This window comes from Rhodococcoides fascians A44A, assembly GCF_000760735.1.
GTDB classification, from domain to species: Bacteria; Actinomycetota; Actinomycetes; order Mycobacteriales; family Mycobacteriaceae; genus Rhodococcoides; species Rhodococcoides fascians_E.
On the sequence record NZ_JMEX01000007.1, the window covers coordinates 127,587 to 149,800 of the forward strand.

Below are 22,214 nucleotides of genomic sequence, written 5' to 3' on the forward strand. Positions count from 1 at the left end.
CTTCAGTGCATTGCGCCGTGGTCGCTCACGCCGGACAACTCTGGTTGACTGGTTCACGTCACTGCGGGCACGAGGGGTCGGCTCGGCAGCGTTCCGAGCTGCGGTGATCCATGGGATCTGCAAGAGGGCGTGCCTGAGGACGATGCGACAGTTTTTGCGATGGTGGTATCACCCCGCCGACTACGACTGGACCGTTGCGTATCACCGACGGGATCCGCTTCTTCGCAATGCCAACTGGGCGGTGTCGTCGTGGTGCGGACTGTATGCAGTGCTGTGCGTGTTGGCGGCGCACACCCCTGCCGGTGTGCCAGATGGGAACGGGCGGGTGATCGCGTATTCGCTCGCGGCGACCGCGATGGTCATCGCCCTGGTGTGGCTCCGCCGGTCCTGGCTTTCGCGGACGATGTCGCGAGTGTTCGTCGGCTATCTCGAAATCGGTGCTGTCGTGCTGCTCCTGTCGTTGCAGGATCCGTTCGTGGCTCTACCGTGTGCGGCTGCTCTGGGAGTCATCGGCAGTTACATCGTCACGTTCCACAGCCCGAAGCTGTTCGTTGCTCATCAAGTTCTGTCGGTCACCACGGTCGGGATCTTGTTCACCGAAGCGTTGACGTCGCCGGATGCCGATGTGGTGCTGGCGTGTGCGTACCTCGTGGTCCTGACGCTCGTGCTGTTTTCGGCGCCAATCCTCGCGCACATGCTTTTGCTGTTGCTTCGGCGTGATGCTGCGTCCGCGTTCTACGACCCGCTGACCGGTCTGTTGAATCGGCGTGGGTTCGATTCCGTGTTCGCCGAGCGCGTGCGGGGCCCTGATTCCCTGATGATCGTCGATCTCGACGATTTCAAAGGCATCAACGACAGCTACGGGCATGCTCACGGCGACATGGTGCTCAGAGACATCGCGAGCACCCTGTACGCGGAGTTCCCGGCGCCTGCACTGTCGGCGCGGATCGGGGGAGAGGAATTTCTGATCCTGGTCGAGGCGGATGACGCCGAGGCGCTTGCGCGGGCACAGCGGCTCCTCGTCCACCTGGACAAGGGACGAGCGGGCAGCACGACGGTGAGCATCGGTGTTGCACGGCTGCCGGCCCGCTCGTCGGTCGAGGATCTCTGGCGTGCCTGCGACAGGGCCGACGCCGCGATGTACACGGCCAAGAAGGCCGGCGGAAACTCCATTCACGTCGACGACACTCGACCGACGAATCTGTGACGCGGGTGGACTTCAGAACAGAGTTGGCTCCGCGTATCGGCCCTCGCGCGCCTCTCGCCGACGGGCGTTCCACCGTTCGACGAGCCACATCTCCACCAGTTCGGGGCGGGTACCGATGTCCGACGCCCAGCGGGTGAGCAGTTCGACGTAGCGCTCGTACCGCTTGCGGGTGAATCCGGTGACCGCGGGATCCTCCAGCCACCCCTCGTGGATGAGCGTCGAGACGCCGTACTGGTCGATGAGCTGAGCCTTGCCGCGCTCGACGGACGTCTCGGTGGCCCACAGGAACGTGGCCATCAGTGACATCCCGACACCGGGTGTGTCCGGCCAGCCGGACCACGAGCCGCCTGGTAGCTCGGGAACGATGCGGTCTCGTATGCACCGGTCCAAGACGGCCCGGGTTTTCGCGAACGGGTCTTCGTCCGGCCGGCTGAGGTGCGGGTTCTGGACGTCGGGAAAACGTCGTTTCGACTTGCGGTTCCTGTGCCCACCCTGCCATGCCGCGCACAAGAACAGCAGACCGAGCGACGGCTGATCACCCACGACGAGGGCGGTCCCGACGCGTAGATCGTTGCGCTGCACGATGGCCGAACCGTCGCTGACGACGGCGCCGTCGAGGTCGCGTCCGCGCAGGCGGATGTCATGGCCCGCGTTGCGAAGATGCAAATTCCACCAATCGAGATCCACCTCGACGCCGTCGTCGAGAACCTGCAACTCGTAGCTGCGCAACTGGCACCACTGAACACAGGCCTTCGGCGGTGTGAATCCGTCGTCGAGTTGTGACATGCCGATATCTTGGCACCGGGCACCGACACGTTCGGTCGACGCCGGGAGCCGCGCCGAAGACTTCAGGAAGTGCCGGGAGCCACGGATGCACGGAGTATGCCCGGTCGTGTCGGGACGAGGACGCGTGCGAGTTCGGTGAGGGGTACCGGGGCGTCGACCAGTTCGGCCCAGGGATATCGATCACCGGTTGTATGGAGGAAGTCGACGGCCTGGGGCAGGTGGTGCGGCTCGTAGTTGTGCACGCCGGTGATGGTCAACCATCCGCGCACGACGCGTTCGGGGTCGACGGTGATCGGTGGGCCGGGGGTGACCGAGCCGGCCAGAACGAGTCGTCCACCAGTGTCGAGTCTTCCGAGCGCGGCTTGTACCGCTGCCGCAGCGCCGGTGAAGTCGATTGCCACGTCCACGGACTGATCGTCGTCGTCGATGGCGCCGAAAGCACGGGCGTGACTTTGCCGCTGAGGATTGTGATCGACGACGAACACGCTCACTGCACCTCGATGAGCCGACGCGGCGGCCGCGGTGATGCCGAGCATTCCCGCGCCGTAGATCAGCACCCGTCGTCCGGTCAGGTCGCCCGCGGCCTGGAGCGCCGCCATCACGGTCGCCGTCGCGCATGCCGCGGGCGCGGCCACGGCGTCGGGCATCGTCTTGGGTACGGGCGCGATGGCGGTGCCCTTCGGCAACACGATGTGCCGGGCGTAGGAACCGCTCAAAGCCCACTCGCCGACGGCGGATTCGTGCCCCACCTTGCGTACGTCGACGCACTTTGCGGTGAATCCCGACGTGCAGCGCGCGCATCGTCCGCAGGGCACGGTCACCGACCACACCACCCGGTCACCGACCGAGGCCGACGCGTCGTCGCCGACCGCAACCACCGTCCCGACGGCCTCGTGCCCCAGAACGGACGGGCACGCCGCCGGGCGTCGACCCGTCACCGTGTGCAGGTCGCTCCCACACACGGTGGCGAGGGCGACCTCCACCAGAACGTCTCCCGGCGCGAGTTCCGGGATCTCGAGGGTCAGTATGTCGATGCCGTCGGGCGTCCATACCGCTGCCTGCGTCAGACGAGGAGTGACCTGATCCATCCGGAAATCCTTTCGACTGCGTAGACGACGACGAAGATGACGAGGACGATTGCGCCTGCCACGTCGAAGTTGAGTGTGCGTATCGACTCGAACAACAGGAATCCGATTCCGCCTGCACCGACGATTCCGAGGATGGTGGAGGTGCGGATGTTGACGTCGAGTAGATACAGGCTCGATCCGACGATCGACGGAACGGCCTGCGGCACGACCGCATTGACGATCTTGTTCCACCAGCCACCGCCGACGGACGATACCGCTTCGAGCGGACCGGAGTCGATCTCCTCGACCGCGTCGGCGACGAGTTTTCCGAGGAACCCGACGGAGCCGATCGCGAGCGCGCACGTGCCGGCAACCGGGCCCAGGCCGAGGGCTGCGACGAACACGACCGCAAGAATGAGCTCCGGTACGGCGCGGACCAGCAGGATCCATGATCTGGCCAGCCAGTACACCGCTGGATGGGGAGTGACGTTGCGTGCGGCGAGGATGCCGACCGGGATGGACAGAACGATGCCGATGGCGGTGGCGACGATTCCGATCGCGATGGTCTGCACGGTGGCGTCGACGAGATCTGCACCGAGAGAGGAGAAGTCCGGTGGGACCATGCGGCCGAACACCTCGATCGACGGACCGATCCAGGTGAACAGCGACCTGGGGTCGAGCTCCAGGACGACGAAGGACGCAATAGTGGTGACGATCAGAACGGCCGACGCGCCTATCTTCATGGCGCGATCACGAGCGGGTCCCGCCGCCGACGGGACGAGCAGCATTCGCCGCAGAAGGATGGCAGCCAACTCCATCGCCGCGATGATGGCGAGAATGACGAGAACGATGCCGAGCGCACGCGGATAGATCAACCCGCGCAGGGCATCCTGCAGAGCAAAACCGATACCACCCGCGCCGACGAATCCCAGCACGACGGACATCCTGAGGTTGATGTCGATCCGGTAGACGAACGCTGCGATCCATGCGGGAACTACCTGCGGAACAACAGCATTTATCATTTCTCGGACGTAGCCGACGCCGGTGGCGCGCACGGCTTCGCGTGGTCCACTGTCGGCTTCCTCGATGGCGTCGGCGAACAGCTTGCCGAGCATGCCGATCGAATGCAGTGCGAGGGCGAGAATGCCCGGCAACACACCGATTCCGAGAGCACGGACGAACAGGACGGCGAACAGCAGGTCGGGCATCGCGCGGCAGAAGGTGATGATCGCGCGCGCCACGCTGTAGACGATCGGGTGCGGCGTCGTGTTGCGTGCCGCGAGGAACGCCAGTGGTACGGAGACGATGGCGGCCAGAACGGTGCCGAGCACTGCCATCAACAGGGTGTCGAAGGCGAGCGAGACGATGCGGCCGGTGTCGTCGACGCGGGGTGGGAGCATTCGGCCGAGCAGCCGTTGCACGTCTTCGAGCCCGTCGACGAGCGCGGCGGGTGCAAAATCGATGTAGCCGGCGGACAGGAGCGTCAGCACGACCGCGATCGCGCCGAGTGACGGCAGAAGCCACCGTCGTCGGGACTCGGTCTGTGGGGGTTCGGTTTTCGGTTCCAGGGTGACGGTCACCGCTTCGCCGCCGAGCGTGTGTCTTCCTCCGGGGCGATCCGCTGGTAGATCGGCATGATGTCTTCTCGTGCCAGTCCTGCGGCCGGTCGATCGAGAACTATTTCGCCGTCGCGCAGCCCGACGAGTCGGTGTGCCCACCCGAGCGCGAGGTCGACCTGGTGCAGGGTGCACACCACCGTCAGCTTCTCCTCGGTGCAGACGCGTTGCAGCAGGTCCATGACGATTCCGGCGTTCTCCGGGTCGAGCGATGCGACGGGTTCGTCGGCGAGGACGATGCTCGGCCGCTGCATCAACGTGCGAGCGATGGCGACGCGTTGCTGCTGACCGCCGGACAGAGTGTCGGCGCGGCGCTCGGCGTAGTCGGCGAGTCCGACGCGGTCGAGGCATCGAAGTGCCTCGGCGCGCATCGCTTTGGGATAGGTCACTGCGCCGTAGCGTGGAACGACCAGCCTTCCGAGACCGCCGACGAGAACGTTCTCGAGGCAGCTCAGACGTCCGACGAGGTTGAAGTGCTGGAAGATGAAGCCGACCTTCTTGCGGAGGTCGCGCACCGAGCGTCGGGATGCCAGGTCGACTCGGGTGTCGAGGGCGGTGATGTTTCCCGACGTGATGGGATGCAGACCGTTGATGCAGCGCAGCAGCGTGGACTTGCCGGACCCCGAAAGACCCAGCAGCACCAGCATTTCACCGCGGTGGACGTCGAGGTTGACGTTCTTCAGTGCTGTCGTGGTCCCGAATGTCTTGGTGACATCGTGTGCGCTGACGACGATGTCCTTGCGCTCGATCAGGGGAGACATGGTCAGCCCTGGCACTTCTCGGAGCCGGTCACGTCGCAGACGTGGCGGACGCCGTCGTAGTCGCTGTCCTGGGCGGGCACTACGCCCCAGGCGTCTTCGTCGGTGATGCGGCATTCCTCGGAGCAGATGCCGTCGGCGAGAAAGGCGTCGGAGTTCATGCCCTCGCTGAAGATCGTTTTCAGCTTGTCGATCGCCTCGGTGCCGAGGTCGTTGTTGGCTGCGAACAAGGATCCGGCGATCGTCTCGGACTTCCACACCGTCTTCAGTTCACCGGGTGCGAGTTCGCCGTTGTCGATCATCGTCCGGTCGACCATGGTGTCGAACGCGAATCCGGCGTCACAGTCGCCTGCTTTCACGGCGAGCGCCGATGCGTCGTGACCGCCCGCGTAGATCGGCGTGACGCCTGCGGAGATATCGCCCTCGGATCCCGAGGCGACGACGCCTTCCTCGATGAGACCCGCGGACGGGTACAGGAATCCCGATGTGGAACTCGGGTCGACGAAGCACACCTTCTTGCCTGCGTAATCGGCGAGGGAGTTGACGGACGTGTTGTCCGAGCGTGTGATTCCATAGGACTGGTATCCGGGTGGGGTTCCTTCGTCCTGGACGACGGCGCCCAGCGGCGTCATCTCGGCACCGTTGATTCCGGCGACCACGTAAGCGAACGGTCCGAAGAACGCGAGGTCGACGTTGCCGGCGATCAGACCTTCCACGACGCCTGCATAGTCCGAGGCTTGGACGAACTCGACGGTGGCGCCCGTCTCGCGCTGAAGGCGCTCGATCACCGGGTCGTAGCTGGCTCGCAGGTCGGTGGAGTTCTCGGCGGGAATGGCTGCCAGCGTGATGGTTTCGGGAAAGCCTTGCTCGGTGGTGGCGTCGGCGCCGGAGCTGGAGCAGCCTGCTGCGACGAGGGCCGTCACCGAACAGAGGGCGGCGGCGATGCCGGCGCGGCGGGAAGCGAGAGTGATCATGGCGGTGATGTCCGTTCTCGAGGTCTGTGGGGGAGTCAGTGCAGGAGAAGAGCGGGGAGATCGGCGACGCTGGGGAGTACGTGCGTGGGATTGGCAGCGCGCAGTTGGTCTTCCGAGTGCGCACCGGTGAGGACGCCGACGAGCATCGAGGCGCCTGCGCGTCGCCCGGAGTCGATGTCGTTGGAGGTGTCGCCGACGACGGTCACGGCCGTCATGTCGCTGACCTGCGCGCGTAGTGCGGCCGTCAAGACCAGATCCGGGAACGGACGCCCGCGGCCGGCGTCACCGGGCGCGAGGTACGCGTCGGCGATGTTCTTCCAGCCGAGCGTGTCGAGGATCCGCTCCTGAGTTGCTGGCGAGAAGCCTGTTGTGAGAATGACTTTGGTGCCGGTGTCTCGTAGTCGTGTGATGGCGTCGGCTGCTCCGGCGATGGCGGTCACGCCGCTGTCGATCCGTGCGTCATAGGCGGCTTCGAATGCAGAGTTCGCGGCCTGGGCGCGGTCCTCGTCGCCGAACAGTGCGCGGAACACCTCGATTTTGGACTGGCCCATGGTGTCGAGGACGTATCGGCGCGCGTCCTCGCGTTCGGGGCCGGTCTCGGGGAGGTGCACCGAGGTCGCGGCGGCGTCGAACGACGCGAGGACCAGGCCGTCGTCGGACACGGTGGTGCCTGCCATATCCATGACGACGAGCTCGACGGGGAGGGTGCGTTCGGTGGCCGACGGTAGGTGGGCGAGGCTGGTGGCGTTGGGCATGAGGAAGACAATGTCGTTTGGTATAGACCAATGCGTGTTGCTGGCATGAACGGTACGTGAACGACTCTCGACAACTTAGGTCTAGACCAATTGCTGCTATGGTCAGGTCATGGTCGATGACTCGGAACCTCGGGTGCTCAAGCATCAAGTCGTGCGCCGCGAGTTGGACGCGCTGCTCGACGATCTGTCGCCGGGCGACCCGTTTCCATCCGAGCGCGATCTGGCCGAGCGGCACGGGGTATCGCGGGAGACGCTGCGGCAGGCGATGCGAGAGTTGTTGGTAGCCGGGCGAGTCGAGCGTCGAGGCCGGGCCACCGTGGTCGCCGCGCCCAAAGTGGTTCTGCCACTTGCCATCGGCTCATACACCGAAGCGGCGCGTGACAAGGGGCTGTCGGCAACCCGTATCCTCGTCGGCTGGACCGTCAGCAAGGCCGACGACGACACTGCCGAGCTGCTGCAGATCGAACCGGGTGATGCGGTCGTCCAGCTCGAGCGTGTGTTCACGACGGACGGGACGCGCGTCGGCCTCGAAACCACGCGCATTCCGGAGTATCGGATTCCTGGTCTGGTGGAGACCTTCGACTACCGCGTCTCGCTCTACGCCGAACTACGCACCCGTGGAGTCGTTTTCGGTCGGGTCGTCGACACCATCGAAACAGTGCTGCCCGACGCCAGGGAAGCAGCTCTGCTCACGGTGGACACCCGGACGCCGATGTTCCTGCTCAATCGGGTGTCCTTCGACAAGGACGGTATGCCCATCGAACAGAGACGCTCCCTCTACCGCGGGGACCGCATGACCTTCACCGCGGAAATGGACGCCTGAGCTGACGTTTCTCTCGGCCGCGATGAATTCTCGGCGGGGGAGGGGTCGACACCCCTACACCACCCGAAACAGCGGCAAGGAGTAGACCGGCGTGACCGAGAACGTAACCGACGAGAAACTCGTCTGCATGACACGGGACCAGCGAACAGCTACTGCGGAGCTGCTCGGCAGTCTGAGCGAGACGGAGTGGACGCACCCGACCTTGTGCGACGGCTGGACCGTCGAACATCTGGCGGCGCACCTGTCCATGCCCTTCAGAATCGGACTGCCCAGGCTGATGATGGCGATGATCTCGGCGCGGGGAGACTTCGACCGTGCGGCAGACCGATTGGCGCGCCGGGACATCGAGCGTATGACGCGCGCCCAGCTGGTCGAGGTGCTGCACGCCAACGTCTCCACCAAGTGGAAGGTCCCCGGCGGGGACCTCGCGGACTCCTTCTGTCACGACGTCATTCACGGACTCGATCTCACCGAGGGGCTCGGCCGTCCCCACACCGCCACTCCGGAGCAATTGCTGACGACGCTGAATGTCATCAAAACGAAGAACCGAATGGAACACTTCGGCGTCGATCTGCGCGGACACACCGCCGTGGCGTCGGACATGGACTTTCGCATCGGAAAGGGCCCGGAAATCACCCTTCCCGCCCGGCGTCTCGTCCTCCTCCTCACCGGCCGCGAATCAGTCGACCAGCACCTGAAGCGTGCTGAATAGGCTGTCGAGGCGTTTCAGGCGGTAAAGGCATGTGCCGCAGCTAGCCGAGGCGTCGCGTCGCGGGTGCCCTTACCTCCCCCCCCCGGAAGCACAGCCGAATGCATGCCAGCGGGCATAGCGCTGGCGAACTTCGATGATCCGTTGTTGTAGTTTTCGCACCCTGTAACGGATGACGCACGCCTGCGATCTATGTCGAGTCACTTCCGCTGCGATCACGCGCGGACATCGAAAGGTCGAGAAAACATGTCGTTCAACAGGTCCCTGGCCGCTGTCGAAGGCCGCCCCTTCAGTCGAATCGCACGGTCGGTTGCCGTTGCAGGCGCCGGGCTGGCGTTCGTTGGTGTCATGGCTGGTTGTAGCTCGTCGGGTGAAACCACGGCGGTGAGCGAGGCTTCGGCCACGGAGTCGGCTCCGGCTACCACCACCCCGACGCCCACAACGACAGCGACCACGACGACGGAGACGAGTCTTCCTCCGGCTGCTGAACCGCCGGTTGCTCCAGCGCCCGAAGTTGTCGCTGCGCCCGTCCTCATGCCACCGGTTGTGTGCATGAACCTCCAGGCTGCGCAGAACCTCATTCAGGACGCAGGAGTGTTCTTGTCCCGAAGTGAGGATGCAACCGGCGCTGGACGAATGCAGGTCAACGACTCCAACTGGATCGTCGTGGCACAGACCCCGGGCGTAGGAGTACCGATCCAAGAGGGCGATGCGGTGCTCTCGGTAGTGAAGGTCGACGAGCCGAACAACTGCTGAGTTGTGTAACGAATAACCTACCGATTGGTATTGAGTAGCTGTGAATACACCCGCTGGATGGTATCCAGACCCCGAAGGTTCCGGGCAGATGCGCTGGTGGGACGGCCAGCAGTGGACGTCCGCGCTGCAGCCGCAGCCCGCTGGGCCACTCTCGTCGTCGCCGGCAACTGGATCGTTCGCAGCACCCGGGTCCGCGACGCCCACTCGCAAGAAGTGGCCGTGGATCGTCGGCGCGGCGGTGGCTTTCATCGTCGTTGTGGGAGCGATCGGATCTCAGCAGAAGAGCGCCGACGTCGAATCGGTTGCCAACAGCGCCACGTCGACGCAGGTAAGCAGTGCGGCGCCCACGACAACGAGTCAGGTGCCCGTTACTACCGTTCCGACGACGACGGCCGCTCCGACAACTACCACGACCGAGCCGTCACCGATCCCTGCCCAGCCGGTTGCTCCCGTCGTACCGCAACCGACTCGGACGATCGAGGCAGTCACCACAGAAGCCGCACCTGCCGCGCCGTCGATGAGTGCCGCACAGAGAAACGCCGTCCGTTCGGCTGAGGACTACCTCGACTTCAGCTCGTTCTCGCGACAGGGTCTGATCGATCAGCTGGAATTCGAGGACTACTCGACCTCGGACGCCACCTTCGCCGTGGACTACATCGCACCCGATTGGTACGAGCAGGCCGCAGGCAGCGCCGAAAGTTACCTCGACTTCACGTCCTTCTCTCGTCAGGGGCTCATCGATCAATTGGTATTCGAGGGTTTCAGCTACGACGAGGCGGCATTCGGTGTCGATAGCGTTGGGCTCTGACGTTGTGGGTGGGTGACGTCGCGCTTCGAGGCACACTGCCGGGATACTCGGTCATCGAATCGTTGGGGCGATCGGTGGGCAGCGATCTCGGCTGTCACTTGTGTCGTGGAGCGATGGTGTTGCTGAACTGGCGGATGAACGGTTGACCGGAGCCGGTGAGTTCGCATGTCCGGACACAGTGCCTATGCGGCGCGCGTGTCCCACAGGTGTCTCGGAGTTGGATCAGTCGATTCAAAGCGATACGCGCACAATCGAATAATGGTTTTCGTCGAGATCGTCCTCGTCCTGCAGTCGGTGGTCGGCGACGAAGGCGTCGACGTCGGTGAATAGCTGATTGATAAGTACGGAGCCCGCCGGGGCGAGCCTACCCAGGGTGGTCTTGGCCAACTTCAGGTACCGAGACTCGAATTCGTCCGCAGAAAGTTGGCCTACTCCGAGGGCTTCATACACGGGTCTGAAGATCTTGCTCGGCTCGGGTTTGCTGGACGGGTCCATCACGAAGACTTCCTGTGGGCCGAAACGGTTCCATGGGGTGCGGAGAGAAAGCCGCTGAAGAGTGCGCCCGCTGCAGACTGTCGATCTATACGTTCGGGGAACAGGCTGCAAAGCATTATGGATCGGAACTGGGGCCCGGTCCCGCCACCCGGTCGGTAGCGCGGCGTCTGCTTCTTGAGTCCGGTGACGCCAGGAAGATGAGCGATCGGAACTGGGCTCGGTGGGGCACTCGACGACGCAATCCGCTACGACACTGCACATACCGTCACGCCACCCTCGGGTTGGGCTTTACGGAAAATACTTCATCTGAATGACAAGCTGTATCTCATCCAGCATCCAAGTGCCTGATACCCTACCAGTTATCTCGGCACGTTCAGTCGGAGAAATCAAATGGAGGCCGCTCAATGCCCAATTCGAAGAATCTGTCAGCAATTTCAACTTTCGCCTTCTTCGCCAGCATTGCGTGCTTGGGCATGATGATTCTTAGCTTGGGTTATTATTTGTTCACGGACATCTGGTTGATCGCAACAGGCGCCGTCTGGTTCATGCTTTCATTCGTCGCGGGAATAGTGTCTTTTATCTGTGGCCGGTTGTCGAGTACTGCCAATAAAATGGAACATGAAGAGTTGCGGAAAAGCCGCGAAAGAGAATCTGCGCTGATGGAGCAGCAGCGTAAAATCGATAATCACCTTGCCGACCAGCAGTTTATTCTGGAAAGCGCGGAGAGGATTCGCTCCCGAACATTGGATTCTCTGGATCGTCTACCTGGCCTGCTCGATCAGGCCGGTATGTGCTTGTCTTCGGCAGACAACGACTGGGCGGAACGGGTCTACAACCCATTCTGGAATTCAATCGAGGGATGCGCCGTGAAATTGACTGAATTTGAAAAAATAATTGAAGACATAAAGCGAGGTGCGAATGAGTATGAGAAGTTGATACTTAGTTTCGATGGTAATCTTTCTCCGTTTCCGATTAGTTCAGAATCTGTCGAAGCAATGAACTCCTACAAGACGATCTATGGGGCGATGGAGAGAAAAACTCGCCGAGCGCTAGGCGATATTGAGTTTGCTCAAATATTCGAGGGTTGGCGAGGCAACAAAATCATGTCGGCCGGCTTCGCTGATTTGCAGTCTGCCGTTAGTGAAATGTCTACCTCAATCTCACGCGAGATTTTTTCGCTCGGATCCCGCGTCGACTCTCTTAATCGAAATTTTAGTTCACTGTCGAGCTCGGTCAACGGACAGCGGAACAGTATCGATGCATATGCTACCGCTTCAGCTGCACAAAATACTGAACTTCTACGTGCGGCCAAGGAATCTGCATATCAGGAGAAGGAAATCGCCAAGCAACTGCGCAGCATCGAAACGCGGTATAAATATTCACGATAGTTGGCGTCGTTGCGCAGTCTATAGTTTGCATCGTTGCCTAGTTTCGAGAACAGAATAATGCTCTTGCGATAATACCAAATGGTAAAGGAAATTCTGTGTCCAATAATGCGAACGCTTTACTATTCTATGGAAAGTTGGCGACCTACCTAGCATGCGCTTTTTTGGTTCTGGCGCTGTTCAGCTTCATTTTTCACATCGCTCCAGATCTTTCCTGGGATCGCAACCCGTTCAATGAAGAGAGTCGGGTTGCTGACGATGAGTACTGGGTGATATTCAAGGACACCACCTGGTTAGCTTTAGGCGTAATCTGCGGTGTCGCTGCAGTTTTCCTGAGGGTGCGCGCGAGGAACTCGTGACGATCTGAGAGAGTGCGGGCAGTCCTTTTGACTTCGTACGGCGCGTCGGTTTACGCTGGCAGGAATTAGCGGCGAGCTTTGCGAATCTGTTCCGTTGTCCGTCGAGTCACTGGCAGCGGCCAGTCTCGCGTTAAATGGAGCTAAGAGTTCACCGGCGATCTGGTAGTGACGACGGTAAGCGATGCGCCTACGCGCTGCACACCACAGGGGATCGAAACTCGGCGTCACTTTTACCCTTCCCAACGCCTTCGGGAGGGGTTTGGCGAAAACGACGACTAGTTTCCGCGGTTGCCTCTCGTCAATGACGTGTACAGGCTGCCGCTGCGGTGTCAACAGTCAACGTGAAGTCTCCGCTGGTGGCCAAGTAAAAGTACCCACCTCGTGCCGATGTTCCTGCTTGGTCCGGGGCGCCCGTTCGGTGTTGTGAATCTTTCATGCAAAAGGACTCGCCGTCGGTAACTTCGATGAGGCGTGGTGCAGCAGTCGGTCGACGATCGATGCTGCGGTGGCGTGGCTAGGCAGGAATCTGCCCCATTGTTAGAACGGCCGACGCGAGGCAATCGCCGACGACCGGCGTTCGTAGTCGCCGGCGACGAACGAAACCTGAGGTTTTGGGCCGAATTACCCCGACGGTGAACAGTTGACTCGTGAACTGGGCAACCCGTTCAAGCTGTACGGCGATCCCTGGGAAGCTTATGCGTCGGCGGTCTCAAGCACCCGTCCATGCGGGCTGAAGGTGATTTCCCTTCATAGCGGGTGTGACTGACGTATGACCGTTTCCCATCAGACCTTCGCATGAATCACGCGACGGCTCAGGAGGAGCTGGTTAACTGTCCGAATTTAGAGGCGGCTTCGATGCGTCGGCGGTGGTCGGTGTCAGGCGAGGTCGATCTGCGACACCTCCGCAGGTGCCATATCGTTCAAATCCATGAATTGCACTAAGTTCTGGGTCAAATCTCGCTCGGCGATCATCGCAGTCAGCGAAGGTGCTTTTGGATCACTGAGTACCTCGATTGTGTTGATCAGTGCGGATGCCTCGGCCGCTGCGTCCGAGGCTTTGAACCACTATTCTTTATCGAAGACGTGCCCCAGACTTTTCTGGGCGTAGGCAACGGCGACTGCGAGCAACAGCTCCTCTGAGCTCAAGCGATGGTCGCCTTGACGCCCAGAGACAGTGGCAGCGGTAGTAATGGCTGCACCCGTTCCGGCGATCCCGCCGATAGTGGCTATCCCACCGGCCATTCCGCCGGGGCCGAGCGCCGCGAGCCCGCCAGTCATTCCCGCTGCTCCCGCCACACCAGCTGGCGCAAGCGCGATAAGGCCGATCGGTGCAATCGCGATCACCGCGACACCTGCTCCGGCGATTGCCCAGCGTTGCCAATTCGTCCCGGGCTTGGCCAGTTTAGCCAGTTTGTTGTTGAAGGACTGGATTGCGCCGCTAAGCGTCTCGCCGAACTGGCGGGTCAACCCGATCTCTTCAACGAATCCCGGCAGAGCCTTGTAGGTGGTGTCCGCGATATCGATCTCGAAGGGCGCGGTGAGGTCGCTCAGGGTCAGGATGGTGAGCTGCTCGATGATGCCTGCCGTTGTCCAATGGTCGGGCACCTTCGGTGTGTCACCTTGGGCAAGCAGGTGCAGCTCCCTTGGGAGTGGATGACCGGCCTTATCTGCCGCCCATATCGCGTCCACCAATTCGCTGCGTTTGATTCGTATCGCTTCGGTGAAACGGGCCTTAACCTTCGCATCCTTGATTGTATCGGCGACTCGGTACCTGAAATGCAATTCCAGCACCAACGCGGCTGCGTCATCGGTCAGCGCCGTTGTAACCCGTCTGGTTCGGCGTGTCGTTGACGCAGATCGGTGGTATGCGCTGCCTACAGCCCTCGCCACTGAGGGCTGCGCTAGATACGCGGCCGAACTGTGACCGACTTTTCCCACACTTACGCGAATGTCTTGTACGTCGGCAAACACTGTAGCCAACCCTCGTGCGCGCGTGACGGGATCGCGGCTACTGAAGAAATTCAGCCACGAATGGGTCCGCTCGTAAGGGAAGTTACCAATTAGCTCGCGGCGAGACACCGCAAACAGCCCCGTGTGAGCTGGGCTTCCGATGGTTATCACGCCGCGGACCGATATCTGGGCTGGGAGTCTGGACAGAAGATCTACCGTCACAACACTTCCCAGACTGTGGCCCACAATGACTATTTCGCCCTGCGATGGAATTGCGCCCAGAACGCGGCTCAGTACTGCACCACGCGTTCCTTTGCGCCGGACGTATGCCTGAATCTGCTTGATTTCGTCGGCGAACAATTTGTCCGGCATCGCGTTCAAAACGGCCGCCAACTTCGGGTTCGAGGCTCCGAGATCGGGTAGCGGGAAGCCGAGGGTTTGGGCAGTCGGGTCAGCGCCAACCGCACGTGCAGCCTCGATCTGTCGGTTGACAAATTCCGCCCGTTCGGCCGACTGGTCAACCTTGCCAGTGTTGACGGTTGGTTTCGGAACGTCCGCCTCCGCGCCCGACGGTCCCCAAATATCGCTGTAAATGGGTGCGATGACGTCATCAGGGGCGATCGCCGGCAGATTCTGATCGGTCATAGCCTCGTTGAGTGCATCGAGCCAGGCTTGGCTGGTATCGCCCGAACCAACGCCGTGCAAGTAGACTAACTTCATCGAGGTTTGCCCCTACTGTCTGTTCGAAAGTTCGCGAGACACCGTCAGATCTGGAATTCCAGATTGGCGGCGACCTTCGTCACGGAACGCGTCGGCCACGAATCTAGGCCATGCCACTGACAAGATGTCCAGGTGGTCATCCACGGTCATTCGTGTGAATGAACTTTCTGCACCCGGATCGCCGATCTAGAGAGCCGGAGGCGATGCGTACCTCCGAACATCGCTGATCAAGTCATTTTCGTCTACGGCTACACGCGAGAGAACCGGACTCTGCATATACAGACGGTCCAAAGTTTGTCATCCGCCCCGTATAGGTTGAGTCCTGTTCAACCAAGTTCGAAATGTGAGGATTCGATGTCGGCTTCAGATGACGCTGAACTCCGCGGACGCGTACGGCGCCTGCTCGAGTTCCTGCGCGAGACTGTTGGTGCTCAGTCCAAGCCGATTCGCCAGTACGGCGTCGACGCCCGGGTCGAGTGGCTGTTCGACGATGCGCGCCCACTCGACGTCAATACCGATGTCGCACCCGGTGACGTTGCGGTTCGCATTCCCCGCACCAGCATCGAGCAGCCACCCGGCCTTCCTGCGGAACTCGAACCGTGGATCGACGAGACCACCACCCCGCCCACCGTCAAAGCCCACGCACCCGCCGAGGCCCACGAGTGGCTTCGAGAGTGGACTGGCTGGGCTCTCGAAGACGCCACACGTCGCCCGTTCGCCGAGCTCTTCCGATCCGTCGACCTCATGCTCCACGACCTCGGCACCCAGCCCGAGGCATTCGAACTCGTCATCGCCTCCGGGTACTTGAACGCCACCGTCGGTGGCCAACAGATCGCCACACACCTCGTCACCCAGCAGGCCAGCATCACCCGCGAGGACTCGACGGGAGATCTACTGGTCACCGTTGCGCCCGCCAGCACGCCGCGACTCGAAGACGTACAGGTTCTGCTGGATTTGAAGGGCTTCGACCGCGCCGGCTCGAAGTCGCTGCACCGCAGCCTGTCCGAGCTTGTCTCGTCGTCGCTGTCGTCGGACATTCCGCGGTTGCTCGGCCAGTGGGCCACCTCAGCGCTGACGCAGCCGCTGACCGTCATCGCCGATCACGACAAGCCCGCCAGCATTCATGCCTCCACCGCAGACACCCTGCGTATGTCGCCCGCTCTCGTTCTGCGCAAGCGTGGCTCCTACGCGCTGGTGTCGTACTACGACGCCATGCTCGCAGCGCTCGACAACGGCGCGCCTGTGCCCGTCGGGCTCTCGCACCTCGTCGAAGGCCACGACGAGAACGCCCGCGCAGACTGGCTCGCCGCCAACATCAGCGACACACCCAGTGCCGAGCCTCTGTTCCCGCTGCCCGCGAATCGCGCCCAGGCCGGCATCTACAACCGCGTCATGAACGACACCGGCGTCGTCGTCGAAGGCCCTCCCGGCACCGGCAAGACCCACACCATCGCAAACCTCATGTCCGCGTTGATGGCTCAGGGTCAGCGCATCCTCGTGACCAGCGAAAAGGCACAGGCGCTGCGCGTCCTCAAGGACAAGCTGCCCAGTGAACTGCAGGACCTCTGCGTCTCCGTCACAGATATGGCGCGTGGGGGATCGGCCGAGCTCGACGAGAGCGTCTCGACCATCGCAAACCGCAAGGCCGCGTTCGACCCCGCCGAGTCCGCCAAGACGATCAAAGCGCTCACCGGCAAGCGCTACAGCGCCAAGGAGCAACGCCACAAGCTCAAAGAGCAGATGCGCGTTGCCCGGTCGTCCGAGGCCGAGATCCACACGCCGTCGCCCACCTACTCGGGCACGCTCGCGACGATCGTCGGCAAACTCAACACACAGCAGCCGGACCTTGGCTGGATCCCCGGCCCGCTGCACGCCGAGCAGCCGCCCTTCGACGACGCAGCGTTCGCGTCCCTGTTTCGGGGAGGTGCACCGAACCCGGCCGTGCCATCGATCGACGACGTGCGCGCGCTCTGCGCACGGGCCCACAGCTCACCCAGGCTGCTCCCGGCCCTCGACGACGTCGATCAGACTCAGCTCCACTACATCCGCCCGTCCGCGCAGGCACTCGCCGATCGTGCGCGGGCCGTCGAGAGCTTCGGTCCGGCGTATCGGACTCTCGCCGACGGCATTCTCGCGGGCTCGCTCGGGGCCGCCTGGTCCCGCGCTCAGACTGTCTCGGCGATGCTGTCTGTCGCTGTCAGCGCCCACGCGGCCGTCGGGTCGCATCAGGTCACGACGGCCGTCACGTCGCGTCAGGCACTCAACGCGTTCGACGCGTTGGCGCGGCTCCACGAGACCGGTCAGGTAAGTCCTGACGCACGTCGGGCGGTGGATCAGCTCGACGCGCGAGCCAGTGTCGACGGCATCGACCCAACGGACGCAACTGGGATGCGGTTGGTCGCCGAACACCTGCGGTCGCTCGTCGCCGTCGAAGATGCGGCAAACCTGTTGCGCACGATCGGTATCGAACTACCCAGTACCGGCGTCGACGGCCGTCGCTTGCTCGTCGACACCCTCAGCACGGTCTGGAATCAGGTCGTCGCCACAGGGAGCGTCGTGATCGCTCGCGACGAGCTCGTCGCAGCATTGGGTGCCGTCGTGCCCTCGGTGCCGCAGGTGACAACCCTCGCCGAGGCGCTCGCCCTCGCCGACGAGATCACCGGTCTCACCGATAGCTCCGACGCCTCCGCGGCACGTGCGTCGCTCAAAGTCCTGGCGGATCGCCTGGCCCGAGAGGTACCGAACTCCGACTACCTGGTCGCTGCCCTACGATCCGCCGACGCCGACACCTACGAGCGCCTCGCGAACGACCTGCAGCCCGTCGCGAACGCCGGGCTTCTCGATGTTCTGGCAGAGCAAGCACCGAGCCTCGCGCGAGCATTGTCCGAGAACAGCGCCACCGACTGGGCCTCACGGGCAACCACATTCGGCACAGCGTGGACGTGGCGGTGGACCAAGCAGTGGGCGGAGAGTCGCCAGCAGCCCGACGAGAACGACAACCTCGACGACGATCTCGACGCCCTCGACGCGGAGATCTCGTCACTCACGGCCAAGCTCGCCGCTGAGCAGGCGTGGCAGGAATGCTTGCAGCGCATGACCAATCGTGAGGTCACCGCGCTGCGCGCCTACCAGGAAAACATGTCGAACGCGGGGCTCGGCACCAGTAGCCTCGCGCAGCGGTATCGCGTCGCAGCTCGTGCGGCGATGCAGGACGCGCAGACGGTGGTGCCGGCGTGGGTCATGCCGATGGCGCAGGTGCTGTCGTCGATTCCGCCGCAGCAGAACGCGTTCGACGTCGTCATCGTCGACGAAGCCAGCCAGTCCGAGGTCACCAGCCTGCTGCTGATGTGGCTCGCGCCGAAGATCATTCTCGTCGGCGACGACAAGCAGTGCGCCCCTCCCGGCATCAAAAACTACACGCTGCAGTCGGTGCTGGAACGGCTCGACGACCTGCTCTCGGACGTCCCGGTCAGCACCCGCATGATGCTTACTCCCAAGTCGAGTCTGTTCACGTTGCTGCGTGCACGGTTCGGCGACATCGTCCGCATGCGCGAGCACTACCGATGCATGCCGGAAATCATCGAGTGGTCGTCCACGCAGTTCTACAGGGACATGCCGCTCGTGCCCGTGCGGCAGTTCGGAGCGGATCGGCTTGCCCCGCTGCGCAGTACCTTTGTCGACGACGCCACCACGGCCGGCTCGAGCACTCGATTGACGAACCCGGCCGAGGCGCAGGCACTCGTCGACCAGCTCGTTGTCTGTCTCGCAGAACCGGACTACATCGACAAGACCTTCGGCGTCGCAGTGTTGCAAAGTGCTGCGCAGGCGGACCTGATTCGGTCGCTGCTGTTCGAGCGTGTTCCGTCCGAGCAGATCGACGAGCGCCGCATCCGCGTCGGCACCCCTCCCGATTTTCAGGGCGACGAGCGCGACGTGATGTTTCTGTCGATGGTCGTCGCACCCGGCTCGTCGTCGAACGCAATGACCGCCGACCTCTTCAAGCGCCGGTTCAACGTCGCTGCCTCGCGTGCGCGGGACCAGCTGTGGCTGTTCCACTCCGTCACGGCCGACAGCCTGTCGGCGACGGATCTACGACGGTCGCTGCTGTCCTACGTCGAAGCGTCGCCGACGGTTCCAGTGCCCGCGATGCCGACGCCGGTCTCGGCGAACAGCCCGCATCCGGACTTCGGATCGCTCTTCGAGCAGCAGGTCTTCCTCGCGCTGCGTGAGCGTGGGTATCACGTCAACCCCCGTGTCGACGTCAACGAGATGACGATCGATCTCGTCGTCACCGGTGCTGCGGTGCGCGTGGCGATCGAATGCGACGACGACACCGAGGTCGACGCCTACGAGCTCATGGACCGTATGGAGCGCGAGTTCGAACTGCGCCGCAGCGGATGGGTGTTCCATCGTGTGCGGGCGTCGGACTTCGCCCTCGACCGTGAGCGGGTGCTCGACACCATCACCGAGATCCTCGACTCGGTGGGCGTCCTGCCCGACGAGGTGGCGGTGGTCGTCGAGGGTGCCGGGCCGTCATCGTGGTCGCCGATCGAGCTTGTCCGTGACGCCGACGATGCCGATGCCGACGACGAGGTGATCGAGCTCGCGATCGGCGAAGAGCCGGCGCCGTCGCGGACAGTCGATGTCGATCTTGCGCCGTTGCCCGAGGTCATCGAGACAACCGACGAGCCCGAGGACCTGGACGAACCCGAGGAACACTTCGAGTACGCCGAGGACGAGGCTCCCGTCGAGCCCGAACCGAAAACGGCTCGGACGATGCCGCGCGAGGACCTCATTGCGGCCATTCGGTATTCGCAGAAGCGCAACAAGTTCTCCGTCGCCCAGACCGTCGAGGACTGTGAAGTCACACCCGAGGCCGTCCAGGAAGCACTTGCGGAGATCACGTCTCGCGACGATGCGCTGAGAGCATCGAAGAAGAGGCCGCCGGCTCCGACGCCGGACGTGATGCCGCGCAAGCGTCGTACATCTGGTGTGGTGAGTGAGCCCGCCGTGGTGTCCGGAAGTCGTTCATTGCAGGCCGAATTGGATGCGTTGCCGGTTGCATCGTGGGCAGGGGCGCGGGAGATTGCGATTGCCGCGGCGAGGCCGACTGCGCCGTTGACGTTGGAGCGGTGTCAGAGGGTGACGGGGTTGTCGGGGACGAAGGCGGATCAGTTGTTGGCTGACCTGGTGGTGACTCGGAAGCTGGTCAGACGTAAACGCGATGGTGTGGAGGAATGGGTGCGGCCGCAGGGGTTGACGCTATGACGCAGGTGGTGAACCGGTCCGAGGGTTTACGGGACTGGCAGAAGGAAGCGTTCGATGCGTGGGTGTCGTCGGGCCATCGCGCGATCGTCGAGGCGGTCACGGGTACCGGGAAGACGCATGTGGGGTTGGCGGCGACGCTGGACTCGGTGAGTCGTGGTCGTCAGGTGTTGGTGGTGGTGCCGAGTATCGATCTGCTCGAGCAGTGGTACACGGCGATGGTGAAGGCGTTGCCGAGTGTGCGGATCGGGCGGCGGGGGAACGGGCACAACGACACGTTCCGTCAGTACGACGTGTTGATCACGACGATTCAGTCGGCGATCCGCCCGGGAGCACCGATGCCACGGACCGGTGCCCTGCTCGTTGCCGACGAGGTACATCGCTACGGGGCCGGTTCGTTTGCGAAGGTGCTGATCAATCGGTTCGAGGAGCGGCTCGGGTTGACGGCGACGTTGGAGCGTCAGGACGACGGTGTCGACACGCACCTGATGCCGTACTTCGAGAACCTGGTCAAGGGCTGCGATGCGGCGCGGGGGAGACGTGACGGGATCCTGGCGCCGGTGCGAGTGATGACGGTGGCGGTGCCGTTCTCCGCGGACGAGGCGTCGAAGTTCCGGGACTTGGACGAGAAGGCGAAGTCGCTGCGAAAAACTCTGATCTACGACTATGGCTGTGCTGCCGATCCGTTCGGTGAGTTCATGAAGAGCGCGGTGGATTTGAGCAAGGAGAGGCATCTGCCGGCGAGCCGGGTGGCGAGTAGGTATCTGTCGGCGTTCAGTAAGCGGCGGGCACTGTTGGCGGACTGTGAGGGCAAGTTGCAGGCGTTGGCGGCGATCACGCCGGGGCTGGGGAAGTCGGAGCGCTCGATCGTGTTCTCGGAGACGAAGGAGTCTGCGGCGAAGGGTGCGGAATTGCTCAAGGCGGGCGGGGTGGCGGCGCATCAGTATTCGAGTCATTTGGATCGGGTAGGTCGGACGCGGATTCTGAAGCAGTTCCGTAGTGGTGAGCTGACGTCTTTGGTGGCGCCGCGGGTGTTGGACGAGGGTATCGATGTGCCAGCGGTGAATGTCGGGGTGATCATCGCGAGCAGTTCGTCGAAGCGGCAGATGATTCAGCGGATGGGCCGGATTCTGCGGCTCAAGCCTGATGGTCGCCCTGCGGCGTTCGTAATCATGTACGTGGCGGGGACGAACGAGGATCCGTCTCTGGGGGCGCATGAGGCGTTTTTGGATGAGTTGACGGGTGTGGCCGAGGAGGTCGTGGACGTCGAGTTGGCTGATGCGGGCGCGGTGTTGGCGAGTTGGTTGGATCAGTCGGTGCCGATTCTGCCGAAGCCGCCGGTGGAGCCGACACCGATCGAGCCCATCGTGATTCCGCAGTCGAAGATGGTGCCGACGACGGTCTCTGCGGCGCGGACTCGGACGGTGAAGGAGATTCTCTCAGAGGTGCAGTATGGGACACCGGATCAGCTCGACGGGATCCTGCGGTGCCTGGCTGCGATCGATGTGCGGGAGGCGTCTGTGTTGATCAGGCGGTATGGCATCGACGGGGCGAAGCCGCGGACGTTGTCGCAGGTAGCAGCGGAGATGAAGCTGAAGAAGATGCTCATCGAGAGCCTCGAGAAGCGGGGGTTGAAATCGTTGGAGAGGGAGGCAGGGCGTCAACTGGCGCAAGTGAGTGGCGCTTGATAAACAGGCCCGGTGGTGCTGAAAGCTCAGTGTTGGTCCAGCTCCATCCAATAAGTTGCTGAACACACAAACCGTTGCGGCTGGCCATGGCAG

General features: G+C 62.8%; 17 protein-coding genes. 9 read left to right on the top strand and 8 right to left on the bottom strand.

Annotation, left to right across the window (positions count from 1 at the left end; genetic code table 11):
* Positions 1-142: 142 nt before the first annotated feature.
* Positions 143-1,207, top strand: coding sequence for a GGDEF domain-containing protein (locus BH95_RS11045; RefSeq protein ID WP_052060019.1), 1,065 nt, complete (start codon positions 143-145; stop codon positions 1,205-1,207).
* Between the two features lie 12 nt (positions 1,208-1,219).
* Here BH95_RS11045 and BH95_RS11050 read toward each other — a convergent pair whose 3' ends face one another.
* The 6 genes from BH95_RS11050 to BH95_RS11075 all read right to left on the bottom strand — a co-directional run bounded on the left by BH95_RS11050 (position 1,220) and on the right by BH95_RS11075 (position 7,163).
* Positions 1,220-1,993, bottom strand: a complete 774-nt coding sequence (locus tag BH95_RS11050) for an 8-oxoguanine DNA glycosylase OGG fold protein (RefSeq protein WP_020112777.1) — start codon at positions 1,991-1,993, stop codon at positions 1,220-1,222.
* A gap of 62 nt (positions 1,994-2,055) precedes the next feature.
* Positions 2,056-3,081 (bottom strand): zinc-binding dehydrogenase, encoded by a 1,026-nt coding sequence (locus BH95_RS11055; RefSeq protein ID WP_037182132.1) that lies wholly within the window; start codon positions 3,079-3,081, stop codon positions 2,056-2,058.
* On the bottom strand, positions 3,057-4,577 hold the full coding sequence (gene phnE / locus BH95_RS11060) for a phosphonate ABC transporter, permease protein PhnE (RefSeq protein WP_371828320.1): 1,521 nt from the start codon (positions 4,575-4,577) through the stop codon (positions 3,057-3,059). The genes BH95_RS11055 and phnE overlap by 25 nt, the downstream gene beginning before the upstream one ends.
* A gap of 59 nt (positions 4,578-4,636) precedes the next feature.
* Positions 4,637-5,437 carry a phosphonate ABC transporter ATP-binding protein gene (phnC, locus tag BH95_RS11065; protein ID WP_037182139.1) on the bottom strand — a complete coding sequence of 267 codons (801 nt, stop codon included), beginning with the start codon at positions 5,435-5,437 and terminating at the stop codon, positions 4,637-4,639.
* Positions 5,438-5,439: 2 nt separating this feature from the next.
* On the bottom strand, positions 5,440-6,408 hold the full coding sequence (locus BH95_RS11070; protein ID WP_037182140.1) for a phosphate/phosphite/phosphonate ABC transporter substrate-binding protein: 969 nt from the start codon (positions 6,406-6,408) through the stop codon (positions 5,440-5,442).
* A 35-nt stretch (positions 6,409-6,443) separates the two neighbouring features.
* Positions 6,444-7,163: a phosphonatase-like hydrolase gene (locus tag BH95_RS11075; protein ID WP_037182141.1), complete on the bottom strand. Its 720-nt coding sequence runs from the start codon at positions 7,161-7,163 to the stop codon at positions 6,444-6,446.
* Positions 7,164-7,272: 109 nt separating this feature from the next.
* Between BH95_RS11075 and BH95_RS11080 the strand changes: the two genes are divergently transcribed.
* The 4 genes from BH95_RS11080 (at position 7,273) to BH95_RS27780 (ending at position 10,259) form a co-directional block, all read left to right on the top strand.
* Entirely contained in the window at positions 7,273-7,986 is a 714-nt protein-coding gene (locus BH95_RS11080) for a GntR family transcriptional regulator (RefSeq protein WP_196248663.1), read from the top strand.
* A gap of 91 nt (positions 7,987-8,077) precedes the next feature.
* Positions 8,078-8,698, top strand: coding sequence for a maleylpyruvate isomerase family mycothiol-dependent enzyme (locus tag BH95_RS11085; protein WP_052060020.1), 621 nt, complete (start codon positions 8,078-8,080; stop codon positions 8,696-8,698).
* A 243-nt stretch (positions 8,699-8,941) separates the two neighbouring features.
* Complete coding sequence (locus tag BH95_RS11090; protein ID WP_244164930.1) at positions 8,942-9,451, top strand: hypothetical protein; 510 nt, start codon at positions 8,942-8,944, stop codon at positions 9,449-9,451.
* Positions 9,452-9,491: 40 nt separating this feature from the next.
* Positions 9,492-10,259 (top strand): Ltp family lipoprotein, encoded by a 768-nt coding sequence (locus BH95_RS27780; protein WP_080737995.1) that lies wholly within the window; start codon positions 9,492-9,494, stop codon positions 10,257-10,259.
* 231 nt (positions 10,260-10,490) lie between these two features.
* On the opposite strand, the gene BH95_RS11105 is transcribed toward BH95_RS27780, so the two are convergent.
* A complete protein-coding gene (locus BH95_RS11105) occupies positions 10,491-10,757 on the bottom strand; it encodes a colicin immunity domain-containing protein (RefSeq protein ID WP_037182145.1) in 267 nt (88 codons plus the stop codon).
* 401 nt (positions 10,758-11,158) lie between these two features.
* Here BH95_RS11105 and BH95_RS11110 point away from each other — a divergent pair, with 401 nt between their 5' ends.
* Together BH95_RS11110 and BH95_RS28745 are read left to right on the top strand one after the other, a co-directional pair.
* Positions 11,159-12,142 (top strand): hypothetical protein, encoded by a 984-nt coding sequence (locus BH95_RS11110; RefSeq protein WP_037182148.1) that lies wholly within the window; start codon positions 11,159-11,161, stop codon positions 12,140-12,142.
* 95 nt (positions 12,143-12,237) lie between these two features.
* On the top strand, positions 12,238-12,498 hold the full coding sequence (locus BH95_RS28745; protein WP_157773057.1) for a hypothetical protein: 261 nt from the start codon (positions 12,238-12,240) through the stop codon (positions 12,496-12,498).
* 1,065 nt (positions 12,499-13,563) lie between these two features.
* Here the strand turns inward: BH95_RS28745 and BH95_RS11115 are convergent.
* Positions 13,564-15,168 carry an alpha/beta hydrolase gene (locus BH95_RS11115; protein ID WP_037182151.1) on the bottom strand — a complete coding sequence of 535 codons (1,605 nt, stop codon included), beginning with the start codon at positions 15,166-15,168 and terminating at the stop codon, positions 13,564-13,566.
* Positions 15,169-15,522: 354 nt separating this feature from the next.
* Between BH95_RS11115 and BH95_RS11120 the strand changes: the two genes are divergently transcribed.
* Both BH95_RS11120 and BH95_RS11125 read left to right on the top strand, forming a co-directional pair.
* Positions 15,523-20,436, top strand: a complete 4,914-nt coding sequence (locus tag BH95_RS11120; RefSeq protein WP_037182154.1) for an AAA domain-containing protein — start codon at positions 15,523-15,525, stop codon at positions 20,434-20,436.
* Positions 20,433-22,121, top strand: coding sequence for a DEAD/DEAH box helicase (locus BH95_RS11125; protein ID WP_167336903.1), 1,689 nt, complete (start codon positions 20,433-20,435; stop codon positions 22,119-22,121). Before BH95_RS11120 ends, BH95_RS11125 begins: the two co-directional genes overlap by 4 nt.
* Positions 22,122-22,214: the final 93 nt, after the last annotated feature.

What these genes read in the sequence shown, in the direction of transcription:
- BH95_RS11125 (WP_167336903.1), top strand. Translation starts at nt 20,433, where the DNA reads ATGACGCAGGTGGTGAACCGGTCCGAGGGTTTACGGGACTGGCAGAAG.
- BH95_RS11075 (WP_037182141.1), bottom strand. Translation starts at nt 7,163, where the DNA reads ATGCCCAACGCCACCAGCCTCGCCCACCTACCGTCGGCCACCGAACGC.
- BH95_RS11055 (WP_037182132.1), bottom strand. Translation starts at nt 3,081, where the DNA reads ATGGATCAGGTCACTCCTCGTCTGACGCAGGCAGCGGTATGGACGCCC.
- BH95_RS11045 (WP_052060019.1), top strand. Translation starts at nt 143, where the DNA reads ATGCGACAGTTTTTGCGATGGTGGTATCACCCCGCCGACTACGACTGG.
- BH95_RS11115 (WP_037182151.1), bottom strand. Translation starts at nt 15,168, where the DNA reads ATGAAGTTAGTCTACTTGCACGGCGTTGGTTCGGGCGATACCAGCCAA.
- BH95_RS11070 (WP_037182140.1), bottom strand. Translation starts at nt 6,408, where the DNA reads ATGATCACTCTCGCTTCCCGCCGCGCCGGCATCGCCGCCGCCCTCTGT.
- BH95_RS11090 (WP_244164930.1), top strand. Translation starts at nt 8,942, where the DNA reads ATGTCGTTCAACAGGTCCCTGGCCGCTGTCGAAGGCCGCCCCTTCAGT.
- BH95_RS11050 (WP_020112777.1), bottom strand. Translation starts at nt 1,993, where the DNA reads ATGTCACAACTCGACGACGGATTCACACCGCCGAAGGCCTGTGTTCAG.
- BH95_RS11080 (WP_196248663.1), top strand. Translation starts at nt 7,273, where the DNA reads ATGGTCGATGACTCGGAACCTCGGGTGCTCAAGCATCAAGTCGTGCGC.
- BH95_RS11120 (WP_037182154.1), top strand. Translation starts at nt 15,523, where the DNA reads ATGTCGGCTTCAGATGACGCTGAACTCCGCGGACGCGTACGGCGCCTG.
- BH95_RS11110 (WP_037182148.1), top strand. Translation starts at nt 11,159, where the DNA reads ATGCCCAATTCGAAGAATCTGTCAGCAATTTCAACTTTCGCCTTCTTC.
- phnC (WP_037182139.1), bottom strand. Translation starts at nt 5,437, where the DNA reads ATGTCTCCCCTGATCGAGCGCAAGGACATCGTCGTCAGCGCACACGAT.